Raw genomic sequence first — 26,372 nt, 5'->3', positions numbered from 1 at the left:
GGTCCTTTTGTACCTGCTGCCGGGGAGGGCCAGTGCCGCTCTCAAGGATTTCCTCGATCAGATTGGCATCCAATCCTTCCCTCAGCCCACACCTATGCCTGCCTGATTCCTCAACTGGGGTTTGTCAGGCCCGACTAATTCGCTTGATCGATCCAACGATGGGGTTGGATGGCCAAATTTGTCAATCTCTACCCTGGTCATCGCGGAGGCCATGGACGCCGAATTGCGCGCGATGCACCCATACTATTAGCACCAATCCCTCAGGGTCTGCGCAGGAAGGCCCGCAGGATTTCAAGACCACTCGCCCCACTCTTTTCGGGATGAAACTGGCAGCCCATCACATTGTCATGTTTGATGGCCGCGGCAATCGAGATTCCACCATACAGACAATCGGCAAGGCGATCCTCCGGCAGGGTGGGGTCGGCCATGAAGGAGTGGACGAAGTACATGGCATCTCCGACCGGTGTGTCCTCGAGAAGGCTTCCCTTCCATCCCTTGCCGTGGCCTGGGGCCAGGAGCTCGTTCCAGCCGATGTGGGGGCGTTTGAGGGGATCGCCCGTGGGAGTGTGGGCCGGAACCTCCACCACTCGACCCTGGATCAGGCCCAGCCCTGGCGTGAGGCCGAATTCCTCGCTCTCTTCCAGCAGCATCTGCATGCCGAGGCAGATGCCGAGCAGGGGCGTGCCCGCAGCGGCCACTTGCCGGATTACCGTATCCAGCCCTCGAATCTTCAGGGCCGACATGCCCGCCATAAAAGCGCCTACTCCCGGCAACACCACTCGATCGGTTCCGAGGATCGCCTTGGGGTCGGAGGAGATCTTCACCTCGGCGCCACAATGCTCTAAGGCCCGGCTGACACTGCGCAGATTACCCATACCATAATCGATAACCGTGACTTTAATCATGTCGAACTCTTCTGGCGTGAATACCGGCTGCACAAGCGACTTGGCGGATCTCTCCGATGGTGGACCGGCGGAAATGAAGGATATCGGCCATTGCGACCGCATCCGCCCCCCCTTGCTTCACTGCCTCAACTAGGTGCTCCGCCGTCCCCAGACCTCCACTCGCGATGACAGGTACGGGCACTTCATTCGTGACCGCTTTGATCAGATCGAGATCGAGTCCCTTGCGGGTCCCCTCTTGATCAACAGAGGTGAGAAGAATCTCACCAGCCCCGAGATCGACCCCCTGCTTAACCCAGTCGATAACATCAAGGCCAGTCTCCTCTCGGCCGTTATCAGTGTAAGCCTCCCACCGGCCACGGCCCACTCGCTTGGCCTCAATGGAAAGCACCATGCACTGGCTACCGAAGCGACGAGAGATTTCCGTAATCAGGCGTGGATTTCGCACTGCGGCCGTGTTCACGGCGACTTTATCTGCTCCGCAACGGAGTAGGTGGGTTACATCCTCAATGGACCTCACCCCACCACCAACAGTCATCGGAATGAACACATCCTGAGCGGCCTTCAGCACGATGTCATCTAGGTTGTTCCGACCGTAGAGGCTCGCCACGCAATCGATGTAGATCAGCTCATCCGCGCCTTGCAGATAGTAGGCGTGGGCGTACTCATTCGGTGGCCCAATGATCCGCAGGCCTTCCAGGTGAACGCCCTTGATCAGGTTGGGGCCCTTGACATCGAGTCGCGCGATGAGACGCGTATTCCTCATGCTAGAGTCCCTGCGGGCGAGTGCCGAAGCCGCCACTCGCCATCCTGAACTGTCCAGAGGTGGGGCGAGCGGAACTGGTCGCAGAGAGCCAGGAACTCTTCCCGAGACATGCTGATGTACTCCAGGAATTCCTTTTCGTAGCGAGCCGGGTACTCACCCTCGTAACGACCCATCAGAGCCAGCCCTTCCTCCTTAGTGATATGGTGATTGCGGATCTCCTGGGCCGAATCCATCATGGTGCGGCCGACTCCGAACTTGATCCAGCGCGTGAAATAGAAGAAGCCATCCACCTTGTCGTCCAGGCTGTTGTACTTGGAGTAGGTGCCTTCGGTGCGAACTGGATTGGCCTCGAACCCTGTATTTTCAACGGCGTAGTAATAGGCATCCTGGGGAACCCACTTCTTGTAGTAGCCGAGGTACTTGAAGTCGATTCCTTTCCGCTGCAACACCTCCACATCCATGGGCAGATAGCTCTTCAGATCCGCCATGGCGACTCCTTCATCGAGGTAGGCACCGATCTGCTTGCCACCCAGGTAGACATCACGCACATCGAGGCCACGCATGTAGTCCAGGGAGAAGCCCTCGCTTTCGGCACCTTCCGCATCCGCTGCATAGCTGGAGGTCTTGTGGGAAATTTTCTCACCGTACTCCCCGGGCATCTCTCCATAGAAGATCAGGGGAATGTTCAACTGGGCCGCCATTTTGGCGACATAGGTCTTCTGGCCAAGAATGAAGGGCTGGAAAGGGTGGAGCAGGTTGATCGTGGCGTTGCGAGTCAGCAGGCGGTGGATCTTGCCATTGGGCGTAAAGAGGAAGTTGTCGAAGCCACCGACATGCAACCAGTTCTGAAAGTTCTTCCAACCAATCTCTGTATATAGATGTGGGGACCATGTGACCGTGAGTGGGTGCATGCCGTACTTGTATTTCAGCAGATGAGATTGCATGGCGCTGTCCTTGCCGCCGCTGCCACCCACGATGCAGTCGTAGCTGCCATCGTTCTTGCGGTATTGGTCGCAGAGCGCGATCAGTTCCTTTTCCCTCTCGGCCCAGTCAATGACATCGTTTTCTTTCAGCTGATTGAAACGGCAGGCATGGCAGACACCCTCCTCGTCGAAGCTCAACGTGACTTTTTTCGAGCCTTTGCTGTGGGCATACTCATTGCTCGACATCGGCTGCTGGTTGGACATGTTGCACAATTTGCAGAACTTGACATCTCTTGGCAGCGCATAAAGAACTTCCAATTCCTCGTATGGCTTGTTGAATCGCGATAGGTCGGTATTAGGGCTAGGGCCGATTTTCATGCTTGATCCCTTTAAATAAGGTCCTCAGGCACTGCCCCGGAAATCTGAAACGACTCCGCGGAACCGATGCCCATCGGCCTCTGACTCCATGTTAGGCGATTGCATGCCAGAGTTTCCAGAGCGGTCTCACCCGAATCAGGCAAACAGCGCGGTTAGGTTGTCCTTGGCAAGCGGTCCAAGTGGTTACCGCGGGCTGCCCGCAACTACTCCCGGAGCAATCCTGGGACAAAGTCATGGAACTGTTTTTTCAGAAGGTTGTTGAGAGGATGGTTTTCGAGGATCCGCGCGATTCTTCCGCTGGCACCGCCATCCCCGTAGGGGTTCTTCGTCTCCTGAAGGGTTTGCTTGAAGTCGGCGGTATAGAGCCTTTCGATTGCCGCCAGGATATCACCGCGCTGTGGAAGGCAGTCGATGACACTCGCGGCCTTGAGCCTGCCACGCTGGCGATCTCCGATATTGACGCTACCGACGCCAAGGCTGGGAGCTTCCGCCAGACCACTGGAAGAATTCCCAACCACACCGTCAACCAGGTGCATACATGAAAGATATCGAAGCTGGCCAAGGGAGGTATAGGCGCGGGCATTGGGATGCGACGCGACGAACCCCTCCACTAGGCGAGTCAACTCTCGGCCGCCGGCATCGGCATTCGGCAGGGTGATGATCAGGTGAGTGTCGGTCAACGTGTGCAGCGCTTCCAGAAGCTCCACCATCTGCTGGGGGGAGGTCTCACCTTCCAATGTGACCGGATGGAAGGTGACCAGCAGATTCTTCTTGGCGAATGTGAAATCAAGCGATATTTCCAATGCCTGCCGGTCCATGAATGTCAGTCGGGTGATGGCATCGACGCCCAGCCCACCCACCATGAACACGCGCTCCGGCTGTTCACCAAGTTGGATCACACGGCGCCGGTATTCTTCGGCGGCCACGAAATGCAGGTGTGACATCTTGGTCACCGAGTGGCGGATGGCTTCATCAATGGCACCTTCCGTGGTCTCCCCACCATGCAGGTGAGCCACGGGAATACCCGCGACCAGGGCAGCGGTAGCCGCCATCAAGATCTCGAAGCGGTCTCCCAGAAGCACCACCAGGTCGGGGGCTAAGCGCGCCAGAGCTTCTGACATTCCGATCAAGCCCAACCCCATGGACTTGGCTGTGCCGGTGCAGGTATCGGAACTGAGCAGCATCTCGATCTTGGCATCAATGGCGAATTCGTCGCGCTCGATGTCCCTGTAGGTCAGGCCGAACTCGGGCGAAAGGTGCGCACCTGTCGCCAGAATCTGCAGCTCGACAACGGGCGATTCCTTAAGCTCCTGTAGAAGCCACCGGAGCAGGCCATACTCCGCGCGAGTGCCCGTCACCACACAAATCTTGCGTGTCATAGCACGATCTGTTCATCGATGGCGAAATCGCGAATGGCCTCACGTCCGATCACTTCGTCCCAGCGCATGGGGGAGAGGCCTGTACCTGGCCGCTTGGCGATGAGGTTATTCTCGCTGAAGCGCTCCCCGGCGCTGATGGCCCGGGCGGCAACCAAGGACTTCCTGGCAATGGGCTTGTTCTTAAGCTCGCTCGGATTCGGTCGCTTAATGCCGTCGCCCAGGGCCTGCTCGATGTTACGGATGGCATCCACCATAGCCTTCATTTCCCGAGGTTCCAGGCTGGCCTGATGGTCCGGTCCGGGTAGGCCCCGGTCGGTGGTGAAATGCTTCTCGATTACGGTTGCCCCGAGAGCCACCGCAGCGATGGGCACCTCGATGCCAACGGTGTGATCAGAGTAACCAACGTCAAGGCCGAACGCACTCTTCATGCCGCACATGGCCCGGAGGTTCACATCGGCCATGGGGGTTGGATACTCGGTACTGCAATGCAGGATGGTGACCAGCTCGCGGGGAGTCCCGGCCTGCACGATGACCTCCAATGCGGCCTCGACCTCGCCGAGAGTGGCCATGCCGGTCGAAAGGATGACGGGCCGGCCGCTGCTCCCCAGATGCCGCAGCAGGGGCAGGTTGGTGAGCTCACCGGAAGGGATCTTGACCAAGTCAATGCCCAGCTCAATCAAGAGGTCGAAGCTCTCCGCATCGAAGGCGGTCGAGAGGAACCTGATTCCGTGACGGCGGCATTCCTCGATGAGGGCCACATGATCGGCACGTGAAAGTTCAAGCTTGCGGACCATCTCAAACTGGCTTTCCTCAGCGCCGGTAGCTGCAGTCTGGTACTGAGCCTTGGGCGCGTGGATCGAGATGCTCTTTTTGGCGATGAAGCTCTGGAACTTCACGATATCCGCGCCGGCAGCAGCGGCGCTTGCGACCAGTTTTTTCGCCAGGGTAATATCACCGTTATGGTTGACACCAGCCTCGGCAATAATGAGTGTTTTGTGATTCATATTTTCCCTGACCCAACACATTTACTACGATCCAAGACATTATGCCTGACCGAAACACCCATCCCAATTAAACATTCGTGCCCTAATTGCAGCCCTTCTTTGACTATACTTCCGCTACCGACAAAACTTCCCCAACCCACACTCACGTTGCCATTGAGAATAGCCCCAGTAGAGATGTGGCAGTGAGCATGAACGGTCACGTCATGTTCAATGAGTGCGCGAGAGTTGATCAAGCAGTTCTCACCAATGGATGATCCCGAATTGATAATTGCTCCATGCATGACAATGGTGCCCGGTCCAATTGGAACGCCCCGGGCGACGTGAGCGTAAGGCGAAACGATCACGGGGAACTGAAGGCCCAGTGAGGCCGCATACTCGTAGAGGCGGATCCGGCAATGTGGAGAACTAATTTGACCCACTGTAATGAGTGCGTATTGATATTCTTCGGCAATTCTAGGCAAATCGCTATCAGAGCCGATGACCTTATAGCCAAGGACCTGGGAATTTATTTCATCAGGCATACCAATTAAGCCAGCAATATCATATTTGCCCTGCTGTTCAATAACATCGATACAGGAATGGCAGTGGCCGCCGGCTCCGATGAGAATAATCTTGGGTTTATTCATTTAGTAATTTTAGCCCAATAAGGAATGCCCGTCGGGAAATTCTGGGAACTTTTGTCTCCGTGTGAGGTGCGAACTCCTGAGTATCGACGTTGTGGGTAACGGAACAAGTCGTCATTCATCCAAGATCACCGTCCATATTCATCCAAGATCACCGTCCATTCTCTCAGGAGGATTGTCTGTGCAGTTTAAGAACGGCCTCAATGACAGACTGCTGATCGTCTCCGGAAAGGCCTGTCGAGCATGGAAGTGATAACCCATGGGCGCAGAGTGATTCCGAGACGCGCCCTGAGCCAAGGAGTGTCACCTCTTTGTAGGGGGGCATCATGTGCAGTGCGGTCCATAATGGACGAGTCTGGATGCCCTTCTCCAGCAGCTGCTCAAGAGGAGCCTCCCACCGGCATTGCAACAGTATTGAATACAGCCAGAATGTTGGAGTCAGACCCGCAGGGCGCGGGGGGCAAACCACACCTGCCAGCCCTTGGAAAGCAGCATCATATCGGTTGGCGATCTCTGCCTTTCGCTGGAGGAAGGATCCCAGGCGCTCAAGTTGGGCCACACCAAGGGCCGCGGCTAAATTGGTCAGTCGGTAGTTGTAGCCGACCTCATTGTGGAAATAGGCATAGCCTGGAAGTTTCGCCTGTGTCGTCAGGTGTTTGGCCTGCTGGGCCAGCACCGCGTCGGCCGTTACCAGCATCCCGCCACCACCCGTGGTCATGATCTTGTTGCCATTGAAAGAGAAGCAGCCGATGCGTCCAATGGTGCCGACCTGCCTGCCCGCGAAGACCCCTTCGGTATAACGGGCTCCCAAAGCCTCCGCTGCGTCCTCGATCAGCCAGATGCCATAGCGGTCGCATGCCTCAGCAATGGCATCGAGCCTTGCCGGGCAGCCGAGTATGTGAACGGCCAATACAACCTTGGGCATGGGCCTATCCAGGCGGGCTCGCCTATCCAGTTCCTCGACAACCAGAGCCGGGTCGAGGTTCCAGGTGTCCATCTCCGAGTCCACCAGGATGGGACGTGCGCCTTGGTAGAAAATGGGGTTGCCTGATGCTGCGAAAGTGAAGTCACTGACGATCACCTCATCCCCTGGCCCCACTCCGGCGAGAATCAAAGCCATGTGGATCGCGGCCGTTCCATTGGAGATCGCCACCGCATGGGGCGAACCCACGAATTGGGCGAAGGCTTGCTCAAACTGGGTGACGAATGGCCCCACTGAGGAGACGAAATTCGTGTCCACGCACTGGCGCAGATACGCCATTTCATTTCCAGAGAGGTTCGGTTCCGCCAGATTAATCATTCGTCACATTCCTTTATCGAGTGAGTGATCCTTGGTTACATGCTGAAGTGAATCCACCACCAGCTTCATGCAATCGACGATCTGCTCCTTGCCGCTGCATGTCGCCGGGGCTTCCCGCCAGCCTGCCAGATCGGCAAACACCTTCCTCAGCAGGCCTGTGGTCGGCAGAGGAGGAGGGGTAACGACATGGAGTTTTTCAAGCCCGATCTCCACAGGCACTTCCCCGGCGCCCACGAATTCCTCGTATTCCTTCTCTCCCATTGCCTTGCTTGGCGAAAAGTAGCAAGGCCAGCTCTTCCCAGAGGGAAGGAACTGACGGGCGGCGATCTCCGAGTCGACCCAGTTCGGCTCCAGACGGTGGTAATCCAGCACCAATGCTGCGATTTCCCGGAAATCCTTCTGATCCTCGATGGGGGAAAGCCGAGGGACCAGAATCTCTCCATGCGCTGGGAGGACGGCCGCCAGACAGCAGATCTGCCCGGCCTCTTCGAGGGTGACGAAGTATCGGCGAATATCACTCGGGCCGGCCAGGGGCTGGCGCTTCGCGATGCGGTTCAGGAACCCAAGGAGCAGGCTCCCGTCGGAGAAGGCAACGTTGGCGAACCGCGCAGTGGTGCAGCGTACAGGCTTATCACCACAGGGCTCCCCGTGGAGGTTCCCCTGCCCGGCCTCAGGGGATCCGTGCCAGAACAGCAACTGCTCCATCATGCGCTTGGAGGCGCCCATCAGATTGGCCGGATTGGCAGCCTTGTCGGAGCTCACAAAGAAAACCCCCGCGCCGCCATGGCCATATGTGCGAAGCCATCCGAGGAAGCGGTCCGCCTTCAGGAGGTTAGTATCCGCCATCTGGAGTAGGCTCGGCACATCGCGCTCGCTGCGCACATGTTTGACCGCGGCGAAGTTGAATACCCAGTCGAATCCAGGATGAGTCGAGAGGATACTTTCCATCATCGGAGATCCGAAGTCGATGGGTTGGATGGCGAGGTTGGCTTCCGCCACGGCAGGATCCGAGCGCAGATCCCTCAAGACCTCGACCAGATTATTCTCGGCCGTGTCCACCAGGAGGATTTCTTCTGGGTTCCAATCAAGGATGCAGCGCAGGGTCGAACTGCCGATGGAGCCCGCAGCGCCCACCACCAGGATGCGCCTGCCCGAGAAGGCCTCCCGCAACCGGCCGGCGGCCTGCTGGTAGTCCCGCTCAAACAGGGAGCGCTCACGGCCGGTGACCCGCTTCCCGAGCTCAATCAGTCTGGTTTCCGTCATCGCAGTCCTCTCATTGCCGAGCCCCCTGGGCCAGCAGTCCCTCAGCCATCCAGAGGTCGGATGGCCGGTCAATGTCAATGCCGCGTTCAGGGGGCACCACGATGGAACGAGTCAGGCCCGAGACGATGAAGCTTTGATGCGTCTGGAGGAAATCCCGCCTCGCCAGGTAGAACCCGACAGGCCGGAATCCCTGGGGGAAGTCCTGGCGCCGGGTTGCGTCCTGAGGGGCGAGCAGGGGCTGCAGAGTTCCATCGGTGTTGCGGCTCCAGGTCCAGTGGATGGGATGGTCGATGGGGACCACACCCACCACGCAGGGTGCCCCCAGGCTCAGCATTGCCCAGGCGGCTTCGAGGTCCTCCGGGGCGAGAAGGGGCGAGGTTGGCTGGACTAGCAGAAGGCACTCGGCACCGAATCCCTCGGCCTCCGCTTGCGCCAATTCATAGGCCACCACATCCATGCTGGAGGCGGTATCGGTGGCGAGATGGGCGGGGCGGAGGCGCGCCGGACGGTCCTCCGTTGGCCAGGCAGCTGCTATGTCTGCACTGTCTGTGGACAGAAACAGCTGTGTCTCTTTGTGTGCGGACCGAAAAACGGAGAGAAGTTGATGGCTCCAAGTGACAAGAGGTCGGTTGCCAAGCAAGGCAATGTTCTTCCCGGGGAAGCCTTTGGATCCGCCCCGGGCTGTCACCAGGGCCAGAGTTTTCATGAAACGCCTCTCGCCTTTTTCAATTCTTCATGGCGGCCAACATCCACCCAATCCTCGCCGACCGGGAAAACACCCACCGGCTCGCCGGCGGATAGGCAACTCTCCACCACCCAGGTGATGGGCGTGGCACCACGAGCTCGTACACGGGCAGGAATGGAGGGATCGACGACATAGATCCCCGCACTGATAGGGAAGCTCACCCTTGGCTTCTCCTGCCAGCCGCAGACACGACCTTTCTGGAGGTCCAGCACGCCGAAGGGGACTTCATGAATATGAGTGGAGTAACCCACCGTTACGAGATTTCCGGCTTCGGTGTGGTGGTCGATCATCCGGGCAGCATCGAAGTGGGTAACTAGATCGCCGTTCATTACCAGGAGGGGCGCGGTGATACCAGAGGGTAGAAGCCCAAGAGAGCCACCCGTGCCCATGGGGGTGGCTTCTTTAAGGTATTCGATGCTGCAGCCGAACTTGGCACCATCACCGAAATGGGATTCAATCATCTCGCTCAGGTAGTGGGTGGCAAGATAGATTTTCCGAAATCCCGAGCCGACCAGATGGAGAACGATGCGTTCCAGGATGGGGCGGCCAGCCACATGGATCATGGGCTTGGGTATGGTCGCGGTGATCGGGTGGAGCCTGGTGCCAAAGCCGCCACAGAGGATGAGAGCTGCATTTTCCCGGGGCTTCGTGCCCAGCAAGTCATCCATGGTGTGTAGCCCGAGGAGCTCCATGTCCGAGCCGACAATCGGGATCTGCTTGAAACCCCTCGCTTTCATGATGTCGAGAACCACAGCGCGGTCCATCTCTGGTGGCACCCAAGTGAAGTGGGTTTGCATGGCCTTCGCGACGGGGCTATCGAAAGAGAGCCCATCAATGAGGGCTCGCCGCAAATCACCATCCGTCAATACTCCGGCCAGACGGCGATTGTGCGAGACTAGCGCAATTTCAAGCCCCCCCGCATCAAGCACTTTCATTGCGTGCATGATTGAATCGTCCGGGCAAATGATGGGTAGGCTTGCTAGATGCATACTTGTTGGCCTTAACGCATTGAGCTATAAGCTTGAGGAAAAGGTTCAGGGCTCTCAATACTTAAATTAGTGTAGCTGAATAAATCTGCAATCCTTCATCTGATGTGAGATGCGCGTTCGAATGCGTGACCGAGGAGATTTGTTCCGGTCAATGGGTGGTTGAATTACGATACGAGGGCCGCAATGGGCCCTCGTATCGGTGCGAATTGAGAAATCCGACTAGCGCCGGGGTCGGGGCCGCCGCTCGCGACGAGGCTCTTCGCCGCCCTCGGTCGCGGGCTCCTCTTCCAGGCCTTCGGGCTTGGGGATCAGCGCCTTCCGGCTGAGCTTGATCTTGCCGCTCTTCTCGTCGATGCCGATGCACTTGACCATGACTTCCTGGCCTTCGCTCACTTCGTCCGCTGGGTTTGCGACGCGGTGGTGGGCCAGTTCGCTGACGTGCAGCAGGCCGTCGAGGCCAGGAAGGATGGTCACGAAGGCGCCGAATTCGACGACCTTGGCGACCTTGCCCAGGTAGGTCTTGCCAACCTCGGCGGTCTGGATGAGGTCGCCGATCATCTTGAGGGCGATGTTCAGCTTCTCGGTGGTGGGGCCGGCGACCTGGCAGAGGCCGTCGTCGTCGATGTTCACCTCGCAGCCGCTCACCTCGATGATGTTGCGGATGGTGGCGCCGCCCTTGCCGATGACGTCGCGGATCTTCTCCTTGGGGAGCTGGATGCTCTGCATCTGGGGGGCGTTCTTGGCGTACTCGCTGCGGGGCATGGCGAGCACCTGGCCCATTTGCTCCAGCAGGTGCAGGCGGCCGGCCTTGGCCTGATCGAGGGCCTTGGTGAGGATCTCCGTGGTGATGCCGCCGATCTTGATGTCCATCTGCAAGGCGGTGATGCCCTTGTCGGTGCCGGCAACCTTGAAGTCCATGTCGCCGTAGTGGTCCTCCTGTCCGGCGATGTCGGAGAGGACGACGAACTTGTCACCGTCGCTGACGAGGCCCATGGCCACGCCGGCCACGGGGGCTTTGAGCTTGATGCCTGCATCCATCAGGGCCAGGGTGCCACCGCAGATGGTGGCCATGGATGAGGAGCCGTTGCTCTCGGTGATGTCAGACACCACGCGCACGGTGTAGGGGTTCTCCTCGGCGGGAGGCAGCACGGCGAAGATGGAGCGCTCAGCCAGCATGCCGTGGCCGATCTCGCGGCGGCCAGGCCCGCGGTTGGGCTTGCACTCGCCCACGCTGTAGCCCGGGAAGTTGTAGTGGAGGTAGAACTTCTTCTTGTACTCCTCTTCCAAGCCATCGATGATCTGGATGTTGTTGATGGTGCCGAGGGTGGCGGTGACCAGGGCCTGGGTTTCGCCGCGGGTGAAGAGGCAGCTGCCGTGGGCGGAGGGGAGGACGCCGACCTCGATGTTGAGGGGGCGGATCTGATCGAACTTACGACCATCGAGGCGCACGCCCTGCTTGAGGATGGCGTTGCGGAAGAGGGTCTCCTTCAGCTCATCGAAGCAGGCAACCGTGTCCTTCTTCAGCTCAGGCTTCTCGGCGCAGAACTGGGCCACAGCCTCCTTCTTGAGGAGGTCGATGGCCTTGTAGCTCTCGATCTTCACCTTCATGGTCAGCGCGGCGAAGAGCTTCTCGGCGAAGGCGGCGGCCACTTCCTTGTAGAGGGCTTCGTTGCGCTCGGCCTTGGCGGCGGCGACCTTGGGCTTGCCCACCTTGGCCTGAAGGTCCTTCTGCAGCTTCACAAGCGTCTTGATCTGGTCGTGGCCGAAGGCCAGGGCCTTGACCATGTCGGCTTCCAGCACTTCCTTGGCGCCGCACTCCACCATCACGAGGGCGTCGGCGGTGCCGGCCACCAGCAGGTCGATGTCGCTCTCAGAGCGCTGGTCCACGGTGGGATTCACGATGAGCTGGCCATTGACGCGGCCCACGCGGACGCCGCCCACGGGGTTCACGAAGGGGATCTCGCTGATGATGAGGGCCGCGGAGGCGCCCACCATGGCGAGGGTCTCGGGGGCGTGCTGGCCGTCGTAGCTGAGCACCTGGGCCGTGATCATGGTGTCGCCGTTATAGCCCTCCTCGAAGAGGGGGCGCAGTGGGCGGTCGATCAGGCGGCTGGTGAGGGTTTCCTTGGTGGTGGGACGTCCCTCGCGCTTGAACCAGCCGCCGGGGATCTTGCCGGCCGCCAGCACGGGCTCGCGGTAGTCGACGGTCAGGGGGAAGAAGTCGATGCCTTCTCGGGGTGTGCCGTAGCACACGGCCACGAGGACCATGGTGTCGCCCTGGCGAACGATCACGGCGCCGTGGGCCTGCTTGGCGATGCGGCCGGTCTCGAGGAAGATGGGTGTGCCGCCCAGATCCACCGAGACGGTGGTGGGATTGAATTGAAGTGCGTTCATGCAAGCTCCTGGGCCCTCGGGCCCAATGGGCTCCCCTGAGTCCGGGCTTCTGACCGGATCTCCCGCGATCGCTCCATGAAACCCGTCCACCGGATCCTGGATCAGGAGGGGGAGGTGGGCTTCCTGCAGAGGTCGCCGCCGAAGGGGAGTGGTGAAGATCGGCCAGGAAAGTGTAGCAGGTGTGAAGATGGGGCCAAGATCGGCCAGAAGTCATGGCCGTAAAATTCCGAGCCGATAGGAACGGTTCATGCCGAAAGTCACGTGATTTTTGCTTCTGGTTTTCCTCTTGCCCTGCAATGATTGGGACTCTAGAAAGTTTCAACCTGATCCTAGCAGGGTGCCTCTATTTCCCAATACCACTCGCTACTGAGGACGCTTGTGACACCGGTGTGGAGTCAGTTGACCATGGGGTTGGCTCTTGGATTGGGCCTTTCCTGGGCCATGATCCGCTGGGTGGCTCCCCTTGGCTGGATGGATCGCCCGGACCAGACCCGGAAGCATCACGCTCGTCCGACCCCGCGCACGGGTGGTTTGGCGCTATGGGCAGGACTCATCCTGATCCAAGTGGTCGGGAGGCCCTTCTTTCATCTGGATTGGACAGAGTGGGTGGCCATCCATGTCATGGCCTTCACTGGACTGATGGATGACCGCTTCAACCTGAAGGCCCGCTACAAGGCGGTAGCAGGCTTGGGCGTTGCTGTGTTGCTGGCCTTCCACATGTCCCAATCCCTCAAGGCTGTGGACCAGGTGCCCTTCCTTGGAGTGGAACTGCCCACGCACCCCATCTTCATTTTCCCCCTGCTCATGGCTTGGTTCTGGGGGGTTCCCCAGGCCTACAACCTGATCGATGGCATCAACGGGCTGTCCATGGGGTTGGGCGCGTTGCTACTGGGCATCCTGGGGTTGAACCTGGGTCACCAGCCCGCTCTGTTTTGGGGTGGACTGTTTGGCGTGCTGGCGCTCAATTTCCCGAAGCCCCGCCACTTCCTTGGGGATTGCGGGGCGCTGATGCTGGGCACCCTCTTTGCGGTGTTGGGCATGGAAGCCTTTGCCCTTCGGGATCCGAACCTGCTTTTCTGGGTCTTCGCCTACCCCATCGTGGATGTCTGCCTGGTGGTGAGCATTCGCCGCTGGAAGGGCACCCCACTTAGCGGCGCGGACCGCAGCCACCTGCACCATTGGATGATGGATCACGTGGGAGGGAAGGCTTGGCGCGCCACGCCGCTTCTCCTGTGCCTGGGCGGCCTGCCGATGCTTCGCGCCACATCCGTGCCCGGGAACATGGTCCTGTCCAGCCTTGGGTTGGTGAGCCTCGTGTTCCTGGCTTTCAAGGCCTTCAAGGATCGGGTTTCCCAGTCGCGGGAGCATCAGCCGAGCGCCCAGGTCCGCAGGGAGATCCCCTTCATGCTGCCCACCACGCTGAGTGAAACCTCCGGATCCCACCCCAAGATCTGAGCAGCGGGTTCTCTATGCCTCGGCCGCTGCCGCTCAGGCATACTCGGTGGAAGTCTGCTTTGTCTTCGGGATGGGAGCTATTCATGTCCCGAGGACCTTTTCGATAGGACCGTCCTGATGCGCCTTGTACCTTGGTTCGCCCCACTGATGGCCTCGGCGGCCCTCTTGGCTCAAATGCCCCAGGGGCTTGACCTCCAGGCGCTGAAGCAGGCGGCAGGAGCTCAGGGCATGACGGGTGGGGCGGACCCAGTGCCAGCCCGAACCGCTGGAACGCCGCAGGGCATGCTGACGGAGGACACCCAACGATCCAGAGCCGAAGAAGATCGGTTGGATCAGGAAATCCGGCTGCTCAAGCGGCGTGAAAAAGGGCCTCGCCGCTTTGCCGCAGATCTTTTCGAGGTGCGGCAGCGGGGCACGGGGGCCACGGAAGGCGGCATTTCCGAGGATTACGTGCTGGGGACCGGCGACCGGCTGAACCTGAACGTGTTCGGAAGCGCCACCTTCGATCTGCCCGTGCAGGTGGATGGCCGTGGTGAGATCGTGATCCCCAAGGTGGGCACGGCCAAGGTGGGCGGGCTGACGCTGGGCAAGGCGAAGGCGGCCGTGCAAGGGCTGGTGGGCCGCAATTTCTCGCGGTCCACGGTGGATCTCCAGGTGATCAAGCTGCGGGAGGTACGGGTCTTCGTTATGGGCGAAGTCTATAAGCCGGGCAGCTACCTGGTGTCGAGCCTCAGTTCCCTGGTGAACGTGCTGAGCCTGGCAGGGGGCCCCACGGCCGTGGGCAGCTACCGCGATATCCGTGTCATGCGAGGCGGTCGCAAGGTTTATGACCTAGACCTGTATCCCCTCCGCGCCGAAGGGCTGGGCAATCCGAACGTGGCCCTCCAGCAGGGCGACACCTTGTTCGTGCCCCTGGCGCAGAACCAGGTGGTCCTGGAAGGGGCCTTCCAGCGGGTGGCGAACCAGCTGCCCCAGCCTGTGAAAGGCGGGGAAAAGCTCGAGGATATTGAAATGGGGGACTTGAAAACAGATCCCTTGAAAGAGCAACGGGCGCGGGTGCAGCGTGAGATTACCGCCATTGAGGCGCAATTGGCGCCGCCCGCGAAAGTGGTTGAGCCTGCAACGGCTTTGGCCGGAAAGGACGGGCCGCAGGCGGTTGCCACTCAGCCACCCGCGCCTCTGACCCTTTCCGAACGGGCCGCTCTGGAAGATCGCCTCGCTTTCCTCAAGCACCAGATGGTGGCCCTCAAGGCAGCGCCGTTGGGGGATCACCGAGTACTAATCGACCCTGAAACGAAGCTTCCGGTGGTGCCTTCGGAAACCGATTCCCTGAAGCCTGAATGGGTACGCACTTGGGAGCGGACGGGTTTGGCCCCGACCCTGCAATTCGAAATGCGCGCTGGGGAAACCGTGGCGGATGCCCTCAAGTTCGCGGGAGGTTTCGCACCGGAGGCGGGCCCCGGTGCCCTGTCGCTGCGCCGCCGCGAAGCCACCGGCTCCCTGGTGGGACAGGACGTATCCGTTGCGACGGCGGAACGCATGCCCCTCCAACGTGGGGACATCCTGTCGGCGCTTCCTCGTCGGGAATGGACGGGACCCGTTGTCGAAGTCGCGGGCTGGGCGCGGACGCCCGGTGTGTTCGCGCGGACGGAGGGGCTGCGGGTCGGAGACCTTTTGAAGCGGGATGGCCAGATCCTTCCGGATACCTACCGCGCCAGGGGTGAGGTGGTGCGCACGGCGGTGGACGGCACGACTCGCTTCGTGGCCTTCGATCTGGACCGTGCCCTCGCCGGGGACGCCAGCCAGAACCTGCTTCTTGAAGATCGGGATCGCATCGAGCTGTTTCGGATGGAGGCCCTGCGCATGCCGAAATTCGTGACCGTGTTGGGGCCGGTGGCGCGCCCGGGAACCTTCGAATTCCACGACGGCATGCGGGCTTCCGACCTGCTCTTCCGCGCCGGCATCCCCACCCAGTCTGCGGACCGGATGGTTGCCGAGCTGGCGCGGAGCGGTCAGGGGAAGCCCAGTGAAATTTTCCGCCTCGATCTGACGAAACTGATGTCCACCCAGGAGGGAAGCCCCATCGCCCTGCTCGATGACGCTCAGAATCCCCGCCTCCAGGCGGACGATCAGCTGAGTCTCTTCGAAAAGCCCGATTTCAAGGTCCACCGCACGGTTCGAATCGGAGGCCAGGTCGCTCGTCCGGGTTCGTACACCCTGGATTCGGACCATGCCCGCCTGAGTGAGCTCGTGAAGCGGGCAGGCGGGCTGACGCCCGAAGCCATGCCCCAGTCGGGCGTTTTTCTCCGCCGGATGAGCACCCAGGACGCCTCGCTTCAGCGTGCCGCGGAGGAATCCGGACTGGCCGGCAAAGATCCCACGGCCAAGGGCATCAACGAGATTCTGGAGCGGTTGAACGAAACGAAGCGGCAAACCACGACGGGTCAGTTGCTCAAGAACCCGGTGCTCCACGGCCTTCTGGTGGGCAGCCTGAATCGCATGGTGGTGGACTTCCAGGGGGCGCTGAAGGGCGATGCCATGGCGGATGTGGACCTTCAGGACGGGGATGAAATCATCATCCCGCGTGCCTCGGCCGTGGCCTACGTGGTGGGTGAGACCGCGAGTCCCTTTGCGACCTACAAGGTGCGGCAGGGCATGAAGGTGTCCGATCTGCTCAAGCTGGCGGGTGGCACCACCCGGAATGCGGATACGTCCAACATCCGCCTGCTCAAGGCGAATGGAAGCATCGTGGACAGCTGGGTGGAAGGCAAGATCGTGGAACCCGGCGACACGGTGCTGGTGCCCCAGCGCTTCCGCCGCGACACCAACTGGCAGGAGAACCTGCAGGCCCTGACGCCCATCGCGATTCTGCTGAACACGCTCAAGCTCTAAGCGCCGAAACTCGAATCTTGGCCGTCTGCGTTAAACTGAAGGGCCCCGCCTCTGCGGGGCCTTTTCATCGTGAGTGCCATGATCCTGCGCAAAGAGTACTGGTTCGAAGCCGCCCACTTCATCTACAACCACCCGGGCAAGTGCCGCAATCTGCATGGCCACAGCTACAAGCTCTTCGTGCTGCTGGAAGGGCAGGTGAATCCCGAAACCGGCATGATCATCGACTTTGATGATCTCTCCAAGGTGGTGGTGGAGCAGGTGATTTCCAAGCTTGACCACCGCTTCCTCAATGACCTGATCCCCCTGTCCACGGCGGAAAACATCTCGGTCTGGATCTGGGAGCAGCTCAAGCCCTCGCTGCCCCAGCTGTGTCAGATCGAGGTCTACGAAACGACGGACAACTGCGTGATCTACCGCGGAGCCTGAGATGCGGCGCCCCTGGGCAATGACAGCGCTGGTCCTGCTGATCGGCTGCGAAGCCGTCAACCCGGCCCTGCGCTACGAGGAAGCCGCGCGGCAGCTGCGCTTCTCACTGGATCGGGTGGAGCCCCAGATCGACCTGGCCTTCCCCCTTGAGCAGTCGCGGTTGCGGTTGCGCCTCGAAGTGGGTGTGGAGAACCCCTCGGACCAGCGCCTGCGCACGCGGCGCGTGACCGGGGATCTGCGCCTGAACGCGCAGGGCGTGGACCATGCCCTGGGCTCGGTCAGCTTTCCTGAAGGGGCCGACATCGCGCCCCGGGGTCGAAGCACCCTTCTCGTCGATGTCGGATTCGGCTACGGCGATTTGAAGAATGCCTGGGGCCCTTTGTCCGGCGCGGTGCTGCGCCACGCCCCCGCCACCTGGGGCCTGTCCGGCGTGGCCCGCTTCGAGGTGCTGGGCATCGAGTTCGGGGTGCCCTTCAGCACGCGCAAGGAGAGCGGTCGATGAGGGGCGAGTTCGCATGATTCGAGCGGTCGTCTTCGATCTATGGAACACGCTCGTCTTCAGTCCGGCGGGCAGTCCCTTCCAGCGGATGCGGGAACTGCTGCGTCCCGAACAGGCGCACCTGTTTCCGGCCCTCATGCGGGATGGAATGGTCCGGCCCTACCCCTCGGTGCGTGCCTTCCTGGAGGCCTGGCAGGGACAGGCCAGCCTGGACGACGCCCAGATGGAGGCCATGGCGGAAGCCTTCCTGGAGGCTGGCGCGCAGGCCCAGTGTTTCCGCGAATCGCCCGAGGCCTTGGGCGCGGTGCGGGATCTGGCGCGGGTGGCCCTGCTTTCCAACACCCAGACCTTTGGATTGGAGATGCTCGACCGTCTTGGCATCTCCGAGCGCATCCGCACCCGGATTCTTAGCGCGGAGATCGGCACCCTGAAGCCCGAGGCCGATGCCTATGAGGCCGTGCAGCGCAAGCTGGGCCTCTTCCCGGGCAACCTCGCCATGGTGGGCGACAACTGGAACGATGACGTGGAGGGCGCCCTGGCGGCGGGCTGGACGGCCATCTGGGTGAACCGCGAAGCGAGGCCCCGTCCCGATCACGATCCCGAGGCCCCCGTCTACGAGGTGCGAAGCCTCGACCGGGTGCCCGAGCTCATCCAAAGTCTGCAGGAAGGCATGCGCTGCCCGACCTGCCTCGGCTGACATGAACGAAGGGGGACCGCCCGGACGCTTTGCGTCCTCTGCGTCCCCCCTCGTGCACCCCCACGTGGTGTCCGGGCCAAGCCCGGCCACCACGTCTGAATGGAATTCGGTAGCCGATCAGGCGGTCGCGCTGCCCTGGCCGGGAATCTGAAGGTCCATGACCACCGCGTGTCGCGGGGTGTCGGCGCGCTCGATCCAAGAGACGCGGGCGCCCATCAGGCGGGCCAGCTGCATGAGACCTTCGCGGGCCTCGTGATGGATGGCGGCTGACAGTTCGGGGTGCAGGGTGAGGCGCACATCGGCGCCGCGCAGGCGTTCGCCCAGGCGCACCAGCTCGCGGTAGGCCTTCAGCAGCGAGGTTTCGGGGCTCTGGGTGCGGCCGGCGCCGCTGCAGATGGGGCAGGGCTGGGTGAGCTGCCGCTCCAGTGAGGGGCCCGTGCGCTTGCGGGTGAGCTCCACCAGGCCGAACTCGGAGATGCCCCCGGCCCGGGCGTGGTTGCGGTCGCGCTTGAGCTCTTCGTGGAAGCGGGCCAGCACCTCCTCGCGGTGAAGGGGGTCCACCATGTCGATGAAATCGATGACGACGATGCCGCCCAGGTTGCGCAGCCGAAGCTGCCGCACGATCTCGGGAATGGCCTCGAGGTTGGTGAGGAAGACGGTCTCTTCCAGATCCTTCTTTCCGACGAATTTGCCCGTGTTCACGTCGACACTGACGAGGGCCTCGGTCTGGTTCAGCACGATGGAGCCACCGTGCTTGAGGAAGACCTTCGGCTGCCGGGCGGAATCGATCTCGGATTCGATGCCGAAGGCCTCGAAGATGGGCAGGTCCGACGTGAAGCGCTTCACGCGGTTGGACCATTCGGGGTGGAGGTTTTCCACGAAGGAGACCACTTCCCGGTGGGCGGCGTCGTCGTCCACCCAGAAGGTGGATACCTCCTCGCGGAAGATGTCGCGCATGACCTTCTGAAGCAGGCGGAGGTCCTGCCAGACCAGCCCGGGGGCGGGCACGGTGTCGGCCTTGGCCTGGATGCCCTGCCAGAGCTGGCGCAGGAAGATCACGTCGCCCACCAGATCCTCGTCCTTCTCGCCGATGGCGGCCGTGCGGACGATGAATCCCTCGCCTGGCTGGACATGGCTGCGGATCAGTTCGCGCAGGCGCTCCCGTTCGGCGGGATCGGTGATCTTGCGGGAGATGCCGATGTGCTCGATGCCCGGCATGAAGACGAGGAAACGGCCCGGGAAGCTGAGGTGCCGCGAGAGCCGGGGTCCCTTGGAGCCGATGGGATCCTTCACGACCTGGACGAGGGTTTCCTCACCTTCTTTCAAGGGCGGCAGGGGCGGGGGTGGCGGCGGCAGCTCCTCGGTGGAGGCTTCTTCACCCTCCTCTTCGGCAGACAGGTCGGATCCCAGGCGCTGGACGACGGGATCGTCCAGGTAGAGGAACCCATCCTTCACGCCGCCGATGTTGACGAAGGCGCTTTGCATGCCGGGGAGCAGCTTGGCCACCCGGCCTTTGTAGACATCCCCCACCTGGCTCTTGTTCATCGTCCGCTCGAGGAACAGCTCGCAGAGCTGGCCGTTCTCAAGCAGGGCGATGCGCGTCTCCAGGGGGGTCGAATTGACCACCAGGGACTTGCGGACTTCCATGGAACCAACCTTTCAGAACTTTGCAGGAAGGCGCCTTGCCCCCACTGCGGGCCCCGGGGTCGTACCAGACCGTGGGGTGATTCATTTCTACCATGACCGTTGGATGCCGCGCCAACGGTCAAAGGTTCCGAAATCGGTTTTTATAATTTCAGATGGGGCGAGTCCAAGGCCCCGGAGGCCATGCTGAAGCCCGCAGTCCTTCGCCCTCAGTCGGTGAAGGCGGCGACGCAGAGGGGCGTGCGCTCCTGGGTGCGGCGCTCGGTGATGCGGTTGCGCTCGTCCACGAAGACCACCTTGGGGGCCACGGTCTCGGCCTCTTCGGCGGTCATCCAGCCGTAGGCGGCGATGATCACCAGATCACCCGCGTTCACCAGGTGGGCGGCGGCGCCGTTGATGCCGACTTCACCGGAACCGGGCACGCCGGGGATCACGTAGGTGGATAGGCGGGAGCCGTTGGTGACGTCGTAGATATCGATTTTCTCGTTCTCCATGAACCCGGCGGCTTCGATGAGCAGCGGATCCAGGGTGATCGATCCCACGTAGTCCAGGTCGGCCCTCGTCACGGTGGCGCGATGGATCTTTCCGAGCAGGAAGTGACGTAGCATGCATCCTCCGGTCCAGGCTCCGTACGGGAGTCCCGGCCAACGCATAAGCATGGACTCAGGATTACCTTGGGTCCAGCCTCGTTTTTTTCTCAGGGAACGGATCTTCTGGTTGAATGATTAAAGGCTTTGGGTGCTTCTGGTTACGCTAAGGCCGGCGTCGGCGGGGGTGAGGGCCAGGATGACGTTATCGATGAGTCGGGTGGTGCCGACATAGGCCGCAACACAGAGGGCGGCCGTGCGATCCACCTGGCCCTGGATGGGCTCCAGGTTCTGGGTGTCCACCAGCTCCAGGTACTGCACGGAATCCACGGCGCTGAGGGGGCCGCGGGCCTTGTCCAGGAGGGCCTGGGCATCGCGCTCCCCGGCCTCGAAGGCAGCCTTGGCGGCCATCAGACCCTCGCTCAGGGAAAGGGCCCGGCGGCGGGCCTCCTCGTCCAGGTAGGTGTTGCGGCTGCTGAGGGCGAGGCCGTCGGCCTCGCGGATGGTGGGCACCACCACCACGTCCACGGGCAGGTTCAGATCCCGGGCCATGCGCCGGATGACGACGGTCTGCTGGAAATCCTTCTGGCCGAAGAAGGCCAGGTCTGGCTGCACCATGTTGAAGAGCTTGGCGACCACGGTGGCCACGCCCCGGAAATGGCCCGGGCGGAAGCGGCCGCAGAGGGGCTCGGCAAGGCGGCCGGGCTCGATGTGGGTCTGGAAGCCCGTGGGGTAGATTTCGGCGACTTCGGGCAGGAAGAGCACCGTGGCCTCGGCCTCCAGGCAGAGGTTCTGGTCTCGTTCCAGGTCGCGGGGGTAGCTGGCCAGGTCTTCGTTGGGGCCGAATTGGGTGGGGTTCACGAAGATTGAAACCACCGTCGCATCGCAGCGGGCGGCGCTCTGGCGGATCAGGGCCCCGTGGCCCTCGTGCAGGAATCCCATGGTGGGGACGAAGCCGATGCGCTTGCCCTCCTCCCTCAAGGGACGGAGGAGGGCGCGAAGATCAGCGATGGTACGTACAACTCGCATGGACAAAAGCGGGATCCTTCCGAAGGTGCCTGCCAGCTTACCAAGGGCTGCTTCAGGGGCGCCACTGGGTCAAAGCCGGACGAACGGCTTCTGGAAGGGTATAGGATTCGCGGCCATCCGGGAACCCTCCCCCCCGGACATCCTCGGCCCAGGCGGCGAGCGCCGTGCGTAGGTCTTCGAATCCCTCGGCATATCGCCGGACGAATTTGGGGGAGCTGCCGGGCAGCAGGCCCAGGATGTCGTGGAAGACGAGCACCTGTCCCGAACACTGGGGGCCGGCTCCGATTCCGATCGTGGGGATCTCGACGGTTTCGGTGACCTTGGCCGCCAGGTCCGCGGGAATGCCTTCGAGCACCAGGCCGAAGCAGCCCGCGTCCTGCAGCTTCTGGGCGTCCTCCAGCAGGCGGAGGGCGTCGCCCTTGTGCTTGCCCTGCACCTTGAAGCCGCCCATGGGGTTCACGCTCTGGGGTGTGAGCCCCAGGTGGCCCATGACGGGGATTTCGGCATCGATGAGGGCGTGGATCATGGGCAGGCGCTTGGCGCCCCCCTCGAGCTTGACCCCCTGGGCCCCGCGCTGGAGGAATCCCCCAGCGTTGCGCAGGGTGTCCTCCACGCTGAGGTGGAAGCTCAGGTAGGGCATGTCGGCCAGCAGCATGGCCGTGGGATGGGTGCGGGCCACGGCCTCCAGATGGTGGTTCATCATGGCCATGCTGACGGGCAGGGTGTTCTCGAAGCCCAGGCACACGTTCCCCACGCTGTCGCCCACGAGGATGAGGTCCACCCCCGCGGCGTCCGCGATGCGTGCCGTCACGGCATCGTAGGCGGTGGTCATCACCAGTTTGCGTCCCGCGTGGTACCAGGCGTTCAGCTGGGGCAGGGTGACGTGGGTGCGGGATTCGGCGGGCAGGTGGCTCATGGGGTCTCCGCTGGAAGGTCGAAGCCGTGGGTTTCCATGAGACCACCGATTGCTCAGCCCGTCATTCGGGATCGGGGAAGGCCGGCAGGTTCATCTGGGTGGGGGTCCAGTCCACGAGGGGATCGGCGCGTTCGGGCTGGATGAACTTGAGGCCGACGGCCTCCACGGTCTGCCGGAAGCGGTGCATGTCCTCCCGGCCGAGGAAGGTCGTTTCCTGTTCCGCGGGCAGCCGCGTCCAGAGCTGCTGGAAGCTGGGGAAGGCGTCCTGCATGCGGGCACGGGCGCCCAGCTTCTCGCCCCGCTGCAGCAGCAGCTGGGCCCCCTCGGCGCTGGCCTCCAGGATCTGGGCGGGGAATTGCATGTCCCGGGCCGCGGCCTGGACCTCGCTCCAGGCTTCCAGGGCCTCCTGAACCACCGCCTCGGTGGCGGGCACGATGGAAAGCAGCAGGGCGTGGGCGCGGTGCCATTCCAGATCGAGCCAGCGCGATCCCGAACCTTCGACCAGCCCCTTCAGGTTTTCCAGGATCGCCCAGCCCTGTTCGGGGGCCGCCTGATGCGCCTGGCGGGCCTCGCGGGCCAGGGCCTGGCTGAAGCGGAGCAGGGCCAGCCTCTGGCGCCAGACCAGGCCCGTGGATTCGTAGTGGTCGGCGGCGGCCTTGAAGAGCCGCCCCGCATCCCGCCAGGCGCTCCGGAAGCGCGCGACTTCACCCTGCAGGAAGAGGTGATCCCCCTGTTCCTCGGGCGACATCAGGGCGGGTTTGGCGGCCAGGGCCTGGAACTGGGCGTGGTCGGCGGCCACGGTATCGCCCAGGGCGGCGTAGCTGCGGGCCCGCCAGATCTGGATGAGGGCCACCTGGGCCGTATCGCCCAGTTGCTGGGCGCGGCTGAGGGCGCGATCGAGGTGGGAGAGCGCGGGGCCGAGGAACTGCTGCAGGCTGCGCAGGCGGCCGAGCGCGAGGTGGCCCTGGGCCTGGAGGGCGGTGTCGCCCTGCATGCGGGCGGTCTGCAGGGCCTCGCGCAGCAGGAGGACGCTGGATTCCGATTGGCCCTGGGCCAGGCGCACGTTGGCCAGGGCGATCTGCACGGGGACCAGGCTCCGGAATCCCTGCCGGTGCTCCAGCATCCGCTGGGCGGATTCGAGCATGGAGGCCGCGCGCAGGAACCGAGACTGCCCGCCCAGCGCCTGGCCCAGCGCCAGCATGAGGTCGGCCTGGTCCTCGGGCAGCGGCTTGAATCCGCCCTGGGCGGGGTGGAGCCCCTCTTCCAGTGCGGCGATCCCCTTGGCGAGGTGCCCCTGGAGCAGGTGCAGCCGGCCGAGGGCCAGGCGCAGGCGGGGCTGTTCGGCGTGATGCGGGTGGCCCACCAGGCGTTCGGCCACGGCATGAAGGGCTTCCTGGGCCTCGGCGGGGTGGCGCAGATGAAGATGCAGCATGGCTCGCTTGCGGTAGAGGCGGGCCTCCTTGAGGCGGATCCCCTCGTCATGGGGGGCGCGGGACAGGGCCTCGAGGGCGCGCCCCAGCGACAGGAGGGCCTCTTCAGAGGAACTGTGCCCGGCCGTTTCGCCGGGGGCGGGGACTCCGAAGGTCCAGGCGTCCGCCAGGTGCTCGTGCAGCCGCGCCTCGTCCTTGGGCGACGGTTTCAATTGAAGCGCCTGGCCCACGATGCGGCGCGTTTCCGCCGGGTGGCCGGGATGGGCGTGCTCCAGCGATTCCAGCACGGCGGCAAGGGCGGTGGCCTCGTCCGAAGCGAGCGATTGGAGGGGGACGGAACAGCTCCAGCCCTGCTCCTGGAAGACCGCCGACAGCGCCCGTGCGAGGCGCTTGAGCTCGGGCTGGGGCGTGTGCGAAAGCACCAGCTCGCGCCAGCGGGGATCGGGGATCTGGACCTGGCCCCGATGCAGCTGCGCCAGCTGGGACCCGGCAGCGACATGGAGGGCATCCTCCAGCGCATCGCCTTCCAGTCCGAGCAGGCGTCCCAGCGTGGAGGTCGGCAGGGGCTGCTCCGCCAGCGCCACCAGGCGCACGAGGGTCGCGGAAGCGGGAGTCAGCCGCTGCAGCCGCCCCAGGAAGATCTGGCGCATGAGGTCATCTTCGGCCTTCAGGGCCACGGGCTGGCCCGGGGCGAGGATCCAGCGGTCCCGATCCCAGGCCAGGGTTCCGGATTGATGGGCCAGCTCCAGGAAATTCCGCAGCAGGCCCGGGTTGCCCAGGCTTTGGGCGATCAGATCGGATTGGAAGGATTCAGGCAGATCGTGGCGGTCGAGCAGATCGTTGAGGACCATGCGAAGGTCCTCGTCCGCCAGGCGGTTCACGCCCACGACGGCGGCGGAGGCCTCGCCGCGCAACTGGGCGATGAAGGGCTTCAGGCCGGCCCCCTGGGCGCCGGTGGTGAGAGATAGCAACCAGGGGATGGACGAGGCGTGGACCAGCTCCCGGATCAGCGCGAGGACGCCGGGTGTGGCGCGGTCCAGGCCGGACAGATGGATGAGGCGGTGGTGCAGGAGGCCCGCGAAATCCAGAGCCTCCATCGCCGCCCGCACTTCCTCGGGTTCCGGCAGGGCCTCCTGCCCGTTCACGTGGCGGCCCCCCGTGAGGAAGGCGAAAGCCTGCACACGGAGGGACAGCACCTTGGCGGCCTGGGGGCGCTCGGCGTAGAAATCCACCTCGCTGCCCATGAGGAGGGCTTCGAGCAGGCGGCCCAGGAAGCGGCCCGGCGATTCATCGGCGGAGGCCGCCAGGTGGTGGACCCAGATGCCCTCGCCCTCCGCCACGGCGCAGGCCCAGGTAGCCAGTTGCTCCTTGCCCACGCCTTCCTCGCCCTGCAGGAGGACGATCCGCTCCATGGGGATGGGGGCGCTGAAGCCCAGCATGAGGGACTTGAGGTAGGGCAGTTCCTGGCCGCGGCCGCGCAAAGGGTGCGAGAGGGGTTCGGACAGGTCCCGGGTCTGATGCCAGGGCAGGTCCTCGGACAGGGCCGGCACGGGCGCCGTCTGGGGCAGGAATCCGGGAATGGCTTCCAGTCCCCAGGGGGAATCCCCGATGACCCGGGGAATCTGGGAGAGGCCCGGCCGGAGGGTGATGACCTCGGGATGCAGGAAACGTGGATGCGGATCCTGCCCAAGACAGGCCGCGAGGTGCTCCATCAGGGCCGCGCGCTGGGGTTCTCCCCAGCCGGCCCAGAGGCGGGAAAGCGGCGTGCCCTGGAGCGCCTGGATGTACCAGGCCTGGTCCCCGTCGAACCCCACGTGGCAGGTGACGGGATCCAGGGAGGTGGCGTCGAGGAAGCGCGCCAGGAAGGTGTCGCGGATGAGGTCGAGGTCGCGATCCGTGGGCAGGGGCGACCAGATCTGGGCGAGGAAGCGGGTGCCGTCCAGTTCCCGCCGCATGAGGTGCCAGCTGCAGCCTTCTTCCCGGCCCAGGTCCATGAGCCAGGTGTACCGGTGGGTGCCGAGAAAGCGCGTCACGTCCACAGATGGGCTTTCGCGGCTTCAAGGTTGGACTGGGTGGGCATGGCCGAAAGTGTAACCCAGCCCTGGCTCGGACCAAGGGGGCAGCCGGAACC

At 62.8% G+C, this 26,372-nt stretch carries 21 protein-coding genes; 5 read left to right on the top strand and 16 right to left on the bottom strand.

Translation table 11 applies throughout. The features are described 5' to 3' along the window. Positions 1-260 precede the first annotated feature (260 nt). From hisH to pnp, 11 genes are all read right to left on the bottom strand, one after another. A complete protein-coding gene (gene hisH, locus QSJ34_RS07900; protein WP_285573574.1) occupies positions 261-905 on the bottom strand; it encodes an imidazole glycerol phosphate synthase subunit HisH in 645 nt (214 codons plus the stop codon). After that, a complete protein-coding gene (hisF, locus tag QSJ34_RS07895; protein ID WP_285573571.1) occupies positions 898-1,668 on the bottom strand; it encodes an imidazole glycerol phosphate synthase subunit HisF in 771 nt (256 codons plus the stop codon). The genes hisH and hisF overlap by 8 nt, the downstream gene beginning before the upstream one ends. Next, complete coding sequence (locus QSJ34_RS07890; protein WP_285573570.1) at positions 1,665-2,969, bottom strand: N-acetyl sugar amidotransferase; 1,305 nt, start codon at positions 2,967-2,969, stop codon at positions 1,665-1,667. Before QSJ34_RS07890 ends, hisF begins: the two co-directional genes overlap by 4 nt. Positions 2,970-3,172: 203 nt before the next feature. After that, positions 3,173-4,348, bottom strand: a complete 1,176-nt coding sequence (gene neuC, locus QSJ34_RS07885) for a UDP-N-acetylglucosamine 2-epimerase (protein WP_285573568.1) — start codon at positions 4,346-4,348, stop codon at positions 3,173-3,175. After that, positions 4,345-5,352 (bottom strand): N-acetylneuraminate synthase, encoded by a 1,008-nt coding sequence (gene neuB, locus QSJ34_RS07880; protein ID WP_285573565.1) that lies wholly within the window; start codon positions 5,350-5,352, stop codon positions 4,345-4,347. The genes neuC and neuB overlap by 4 nt, the downstream gene beginning before the upstream one ends. Then, positions 5,349-5,978: an acetyltransferase gene (locus QSJ34_RS07875; RefSeq protein ID WP_285573563.1), complete on the bottom strand. Its 630-nt coding sequence runs from the start codon at positions 5,976-5,978 to the stop codon at positions 5,349-5,351. The genes neuB and QSJ34_RS07875 overlap by 4 nt, the downstream gene beginning before the upstream one ends. Before the next feature lie 163 nt (positions 5,979-6,141). Further along, positions 6,142-7,275 (bottom strand): aminotransferase class I/II-fold pyridoxal phosphate-dependent enzyme, encoded by a 1,134-nt coding sequence (locus QSJ34_RS07870; protein ID WP_285573560.1) that lies wholly within the window; start codon positions 7,273-7,275, stop codon positions 6,142-6,144. Positions 7,276-7,278: 3 nt separating this feature from the next. Further along, positions 7,279-8,538 carry a polysaccharide biosynthesis protein gene (locus QSJ34_RS07865; RefSeq protein WP_285573557.1) on the bottom strand — a complete coding sequence of 420 codons (1,260 nt, stop codon included), beginning with the start codon at positions 8,536-8,538 and terminating at the stop codon, positions 7,279-7,281. 10 nt (positions 8,539-8,548) lie between these two features. Continuing rightward, on the bottom strand, positions 8,549-9,244 hold the full coding sequence (locus QSJ34_RS07860; RefSeq protein WP_285573554.1) for an acylneuraminate cytidylyltransferase family protein: 696 nt from the start codon (positions 9,242-9,244) through the stop codon (positions 8,549-8,551). After that, entirely contained in the window at positions 9,241-10,272 is a 1,032-nt protein-coding gene (locus QSJ34_RS07855) for a sugar phosphate nucleotidyltransferase (protein WP_285573551.1), read from the bottom strand. Before QSJ34_RS07855 ends, QSJ34_RS07860 begins: the two co-directional genes overlap by 4 nt. A 219-nt stretch (positions 10,273-10,491) precedes the next feature. Beyond that, the gene (pnp, locus tag QSJ34_RS07850; RefSeq protein WP_285573548.1) at positions 10,492-12,666 is read right to left on the bottom strand and encodes a polyribonucleotide nucleotidyltransferase; all 2,175 of its coding nucleotides are present in this window, start codon (positions 12,664-12,666) and stop codon (positions 10,492-10,494) included. Between the two features lie 405 nt (positions 12,667-13,071). On the opposite strand from pnp, the gene QSJ34_RS07845 reads away from it, so the two are divergent. From QSJ34_RS07845 to QSJ34_RS07825, 5 genes are all read left to right on the top strand, one after another. Then, positions 13,072-14,121: an MraY family glycosyltransferase gene (locus QSJ34_RS07845; protein WP_309568725.1), complete on the top strand. Its 1,050-nt coding sequence runs from the start codon at positions 13,072-13,074 to the stop codon at positions 14,119-14,121. A gap of 327 nt (positions 14,122-14,448) precedes the next feature. Next, complete coding sequence (locus tag QSJ34_RS07840) at positions 14,449-17,013, top strand: polysaccharide biosynthesis/export family protein (RefSeq protein WP_285573543.1); 2,565 nt, start codon at positions 14,449-14,451, stop codon at positions 17,011-17,013. A 78-nt stretch (positions 17,014-17,091) separates the two neighbouring features. Next, complete coding sequence (gene queD / locus QSJ34_RS07835; protein ID WP_285573540.1) at positions 17,092-17,439, top strand: 6-carboxytetrahydropterin synthase QueD; 348 nt, start codon at positions 17,092-17,094, stop codon at positions 17,437-17,439. A 1-nt stretch (position 17,440) separates the two neighbouring features. Beyond that, a complete protein-coding gene (locus tag QSJ34_RS07830; RefSeq protein WP_285573536.1) occupies positions 17,441-17,941 on the top strand; it encodes a hypothetical protein in 501 nt (166 codons plus the stop codon). Between the two features lie 13 nt (positions 17,942-17,954). After that, positions 17,955-18,635 (top strand): HAD family hydrolase, encoded by a 681-nt coding sequence (locus tag QSJ34_RS07825; RefSeq protein ID WP_285573533.1) that lies wholly within the window; start codon positions 17,955-17,957, stop codon positions 18,633-18,635. A 117-nt stretch (positions 18,636-18,752) separates the two neighbouring features. Here the strand turns inward: QSJ34_RS07825 and QSJ34_RS07820 are convergent, their stop codons facing one another. The 5 genes from QSJ34_RS07820 to QSJ34_RS07800 form a co-directional block, all read right to left on the bottom strand. Next, a complete protein-coding gene (locus tag QSJ34_RS07820; RefSeq protein ID WP_285573529.1) occupies positions 18,753-20,282 on the bottom strand; it encodes an Rne/Rng family ribonuclease in 1,530 nt (509 codons plus the stop codon). A gap of 206 nt (positions 20,283-20,488) precedes the next feature. After that, positions 20,489-20,887, bottom strand: coding sequence for an aspartate 1-decarboxylase (gene panD, locus QSJ34_RS07815; RefSeq protein WP_285573523.1), 399 nt, complete (start codon positions 20,885-20,887; stop codon positions 20,489-20,491). Positions 20,888-21,004: 117 nt separating this feature from the next. Beyond that, positions 21,005-21,895 carry a pantoate--beta-alanine ligase gene (gene panC, locus QSJ34_RS07810; RefSeq protein WP_285573520.1) on the bottom strand — a complete coding sequence of 297 codons (891 nt, stop codon included), beginning with the start codon at positions 21,893-21,895 and terminating at the stop codon, positions 21,005-21,007. A gap of 52 nt (positions 21,896-21,947) precedes the next feature. Continuing rightward, positions 21,948-22,811, bottom strand: a complete 864-nt coding sequence (panB, locus tag QSJ34_RS07805; RefSeq protein WP_285573518.1) for a 3-methyl-2-oxobutanoate hydroxymethyltransferase — start codon at positions 22,809-22,811, stop codon at positions 21,948-21,950. A 61-nt stretch (positions 22,812-22,872) separates the two neighbouring features. After that, positions 22,873-26,274 carry an ATP-binding protein gene (locus tag QSJ34_RS07800; RefSeq protein WP_285573515.1) on the bottom strand — a complete coding sequence of 1,134 codons (3,402 nt, stop codon included), beginning with the start codon at positions 26,272-26,274 and terminating at the stop codon, positions 22,873-22,875. Positions 26,275-26,372: the final 98 nt, after the last annotated feature.

The organism is Geothrix limicola, from assembly GCF_030268085.1.
Lineage (GTDB): Bacteria > Acidobacteriota > Holophagae > Holophagales > Holophagaceae > Geothrix > Geothrix limicola.
The sequence above is the reverse complement of the archived record's forward strand: the minus strand, read 5'-3'. Positions and strand labels throughout refer to the sequence as shown.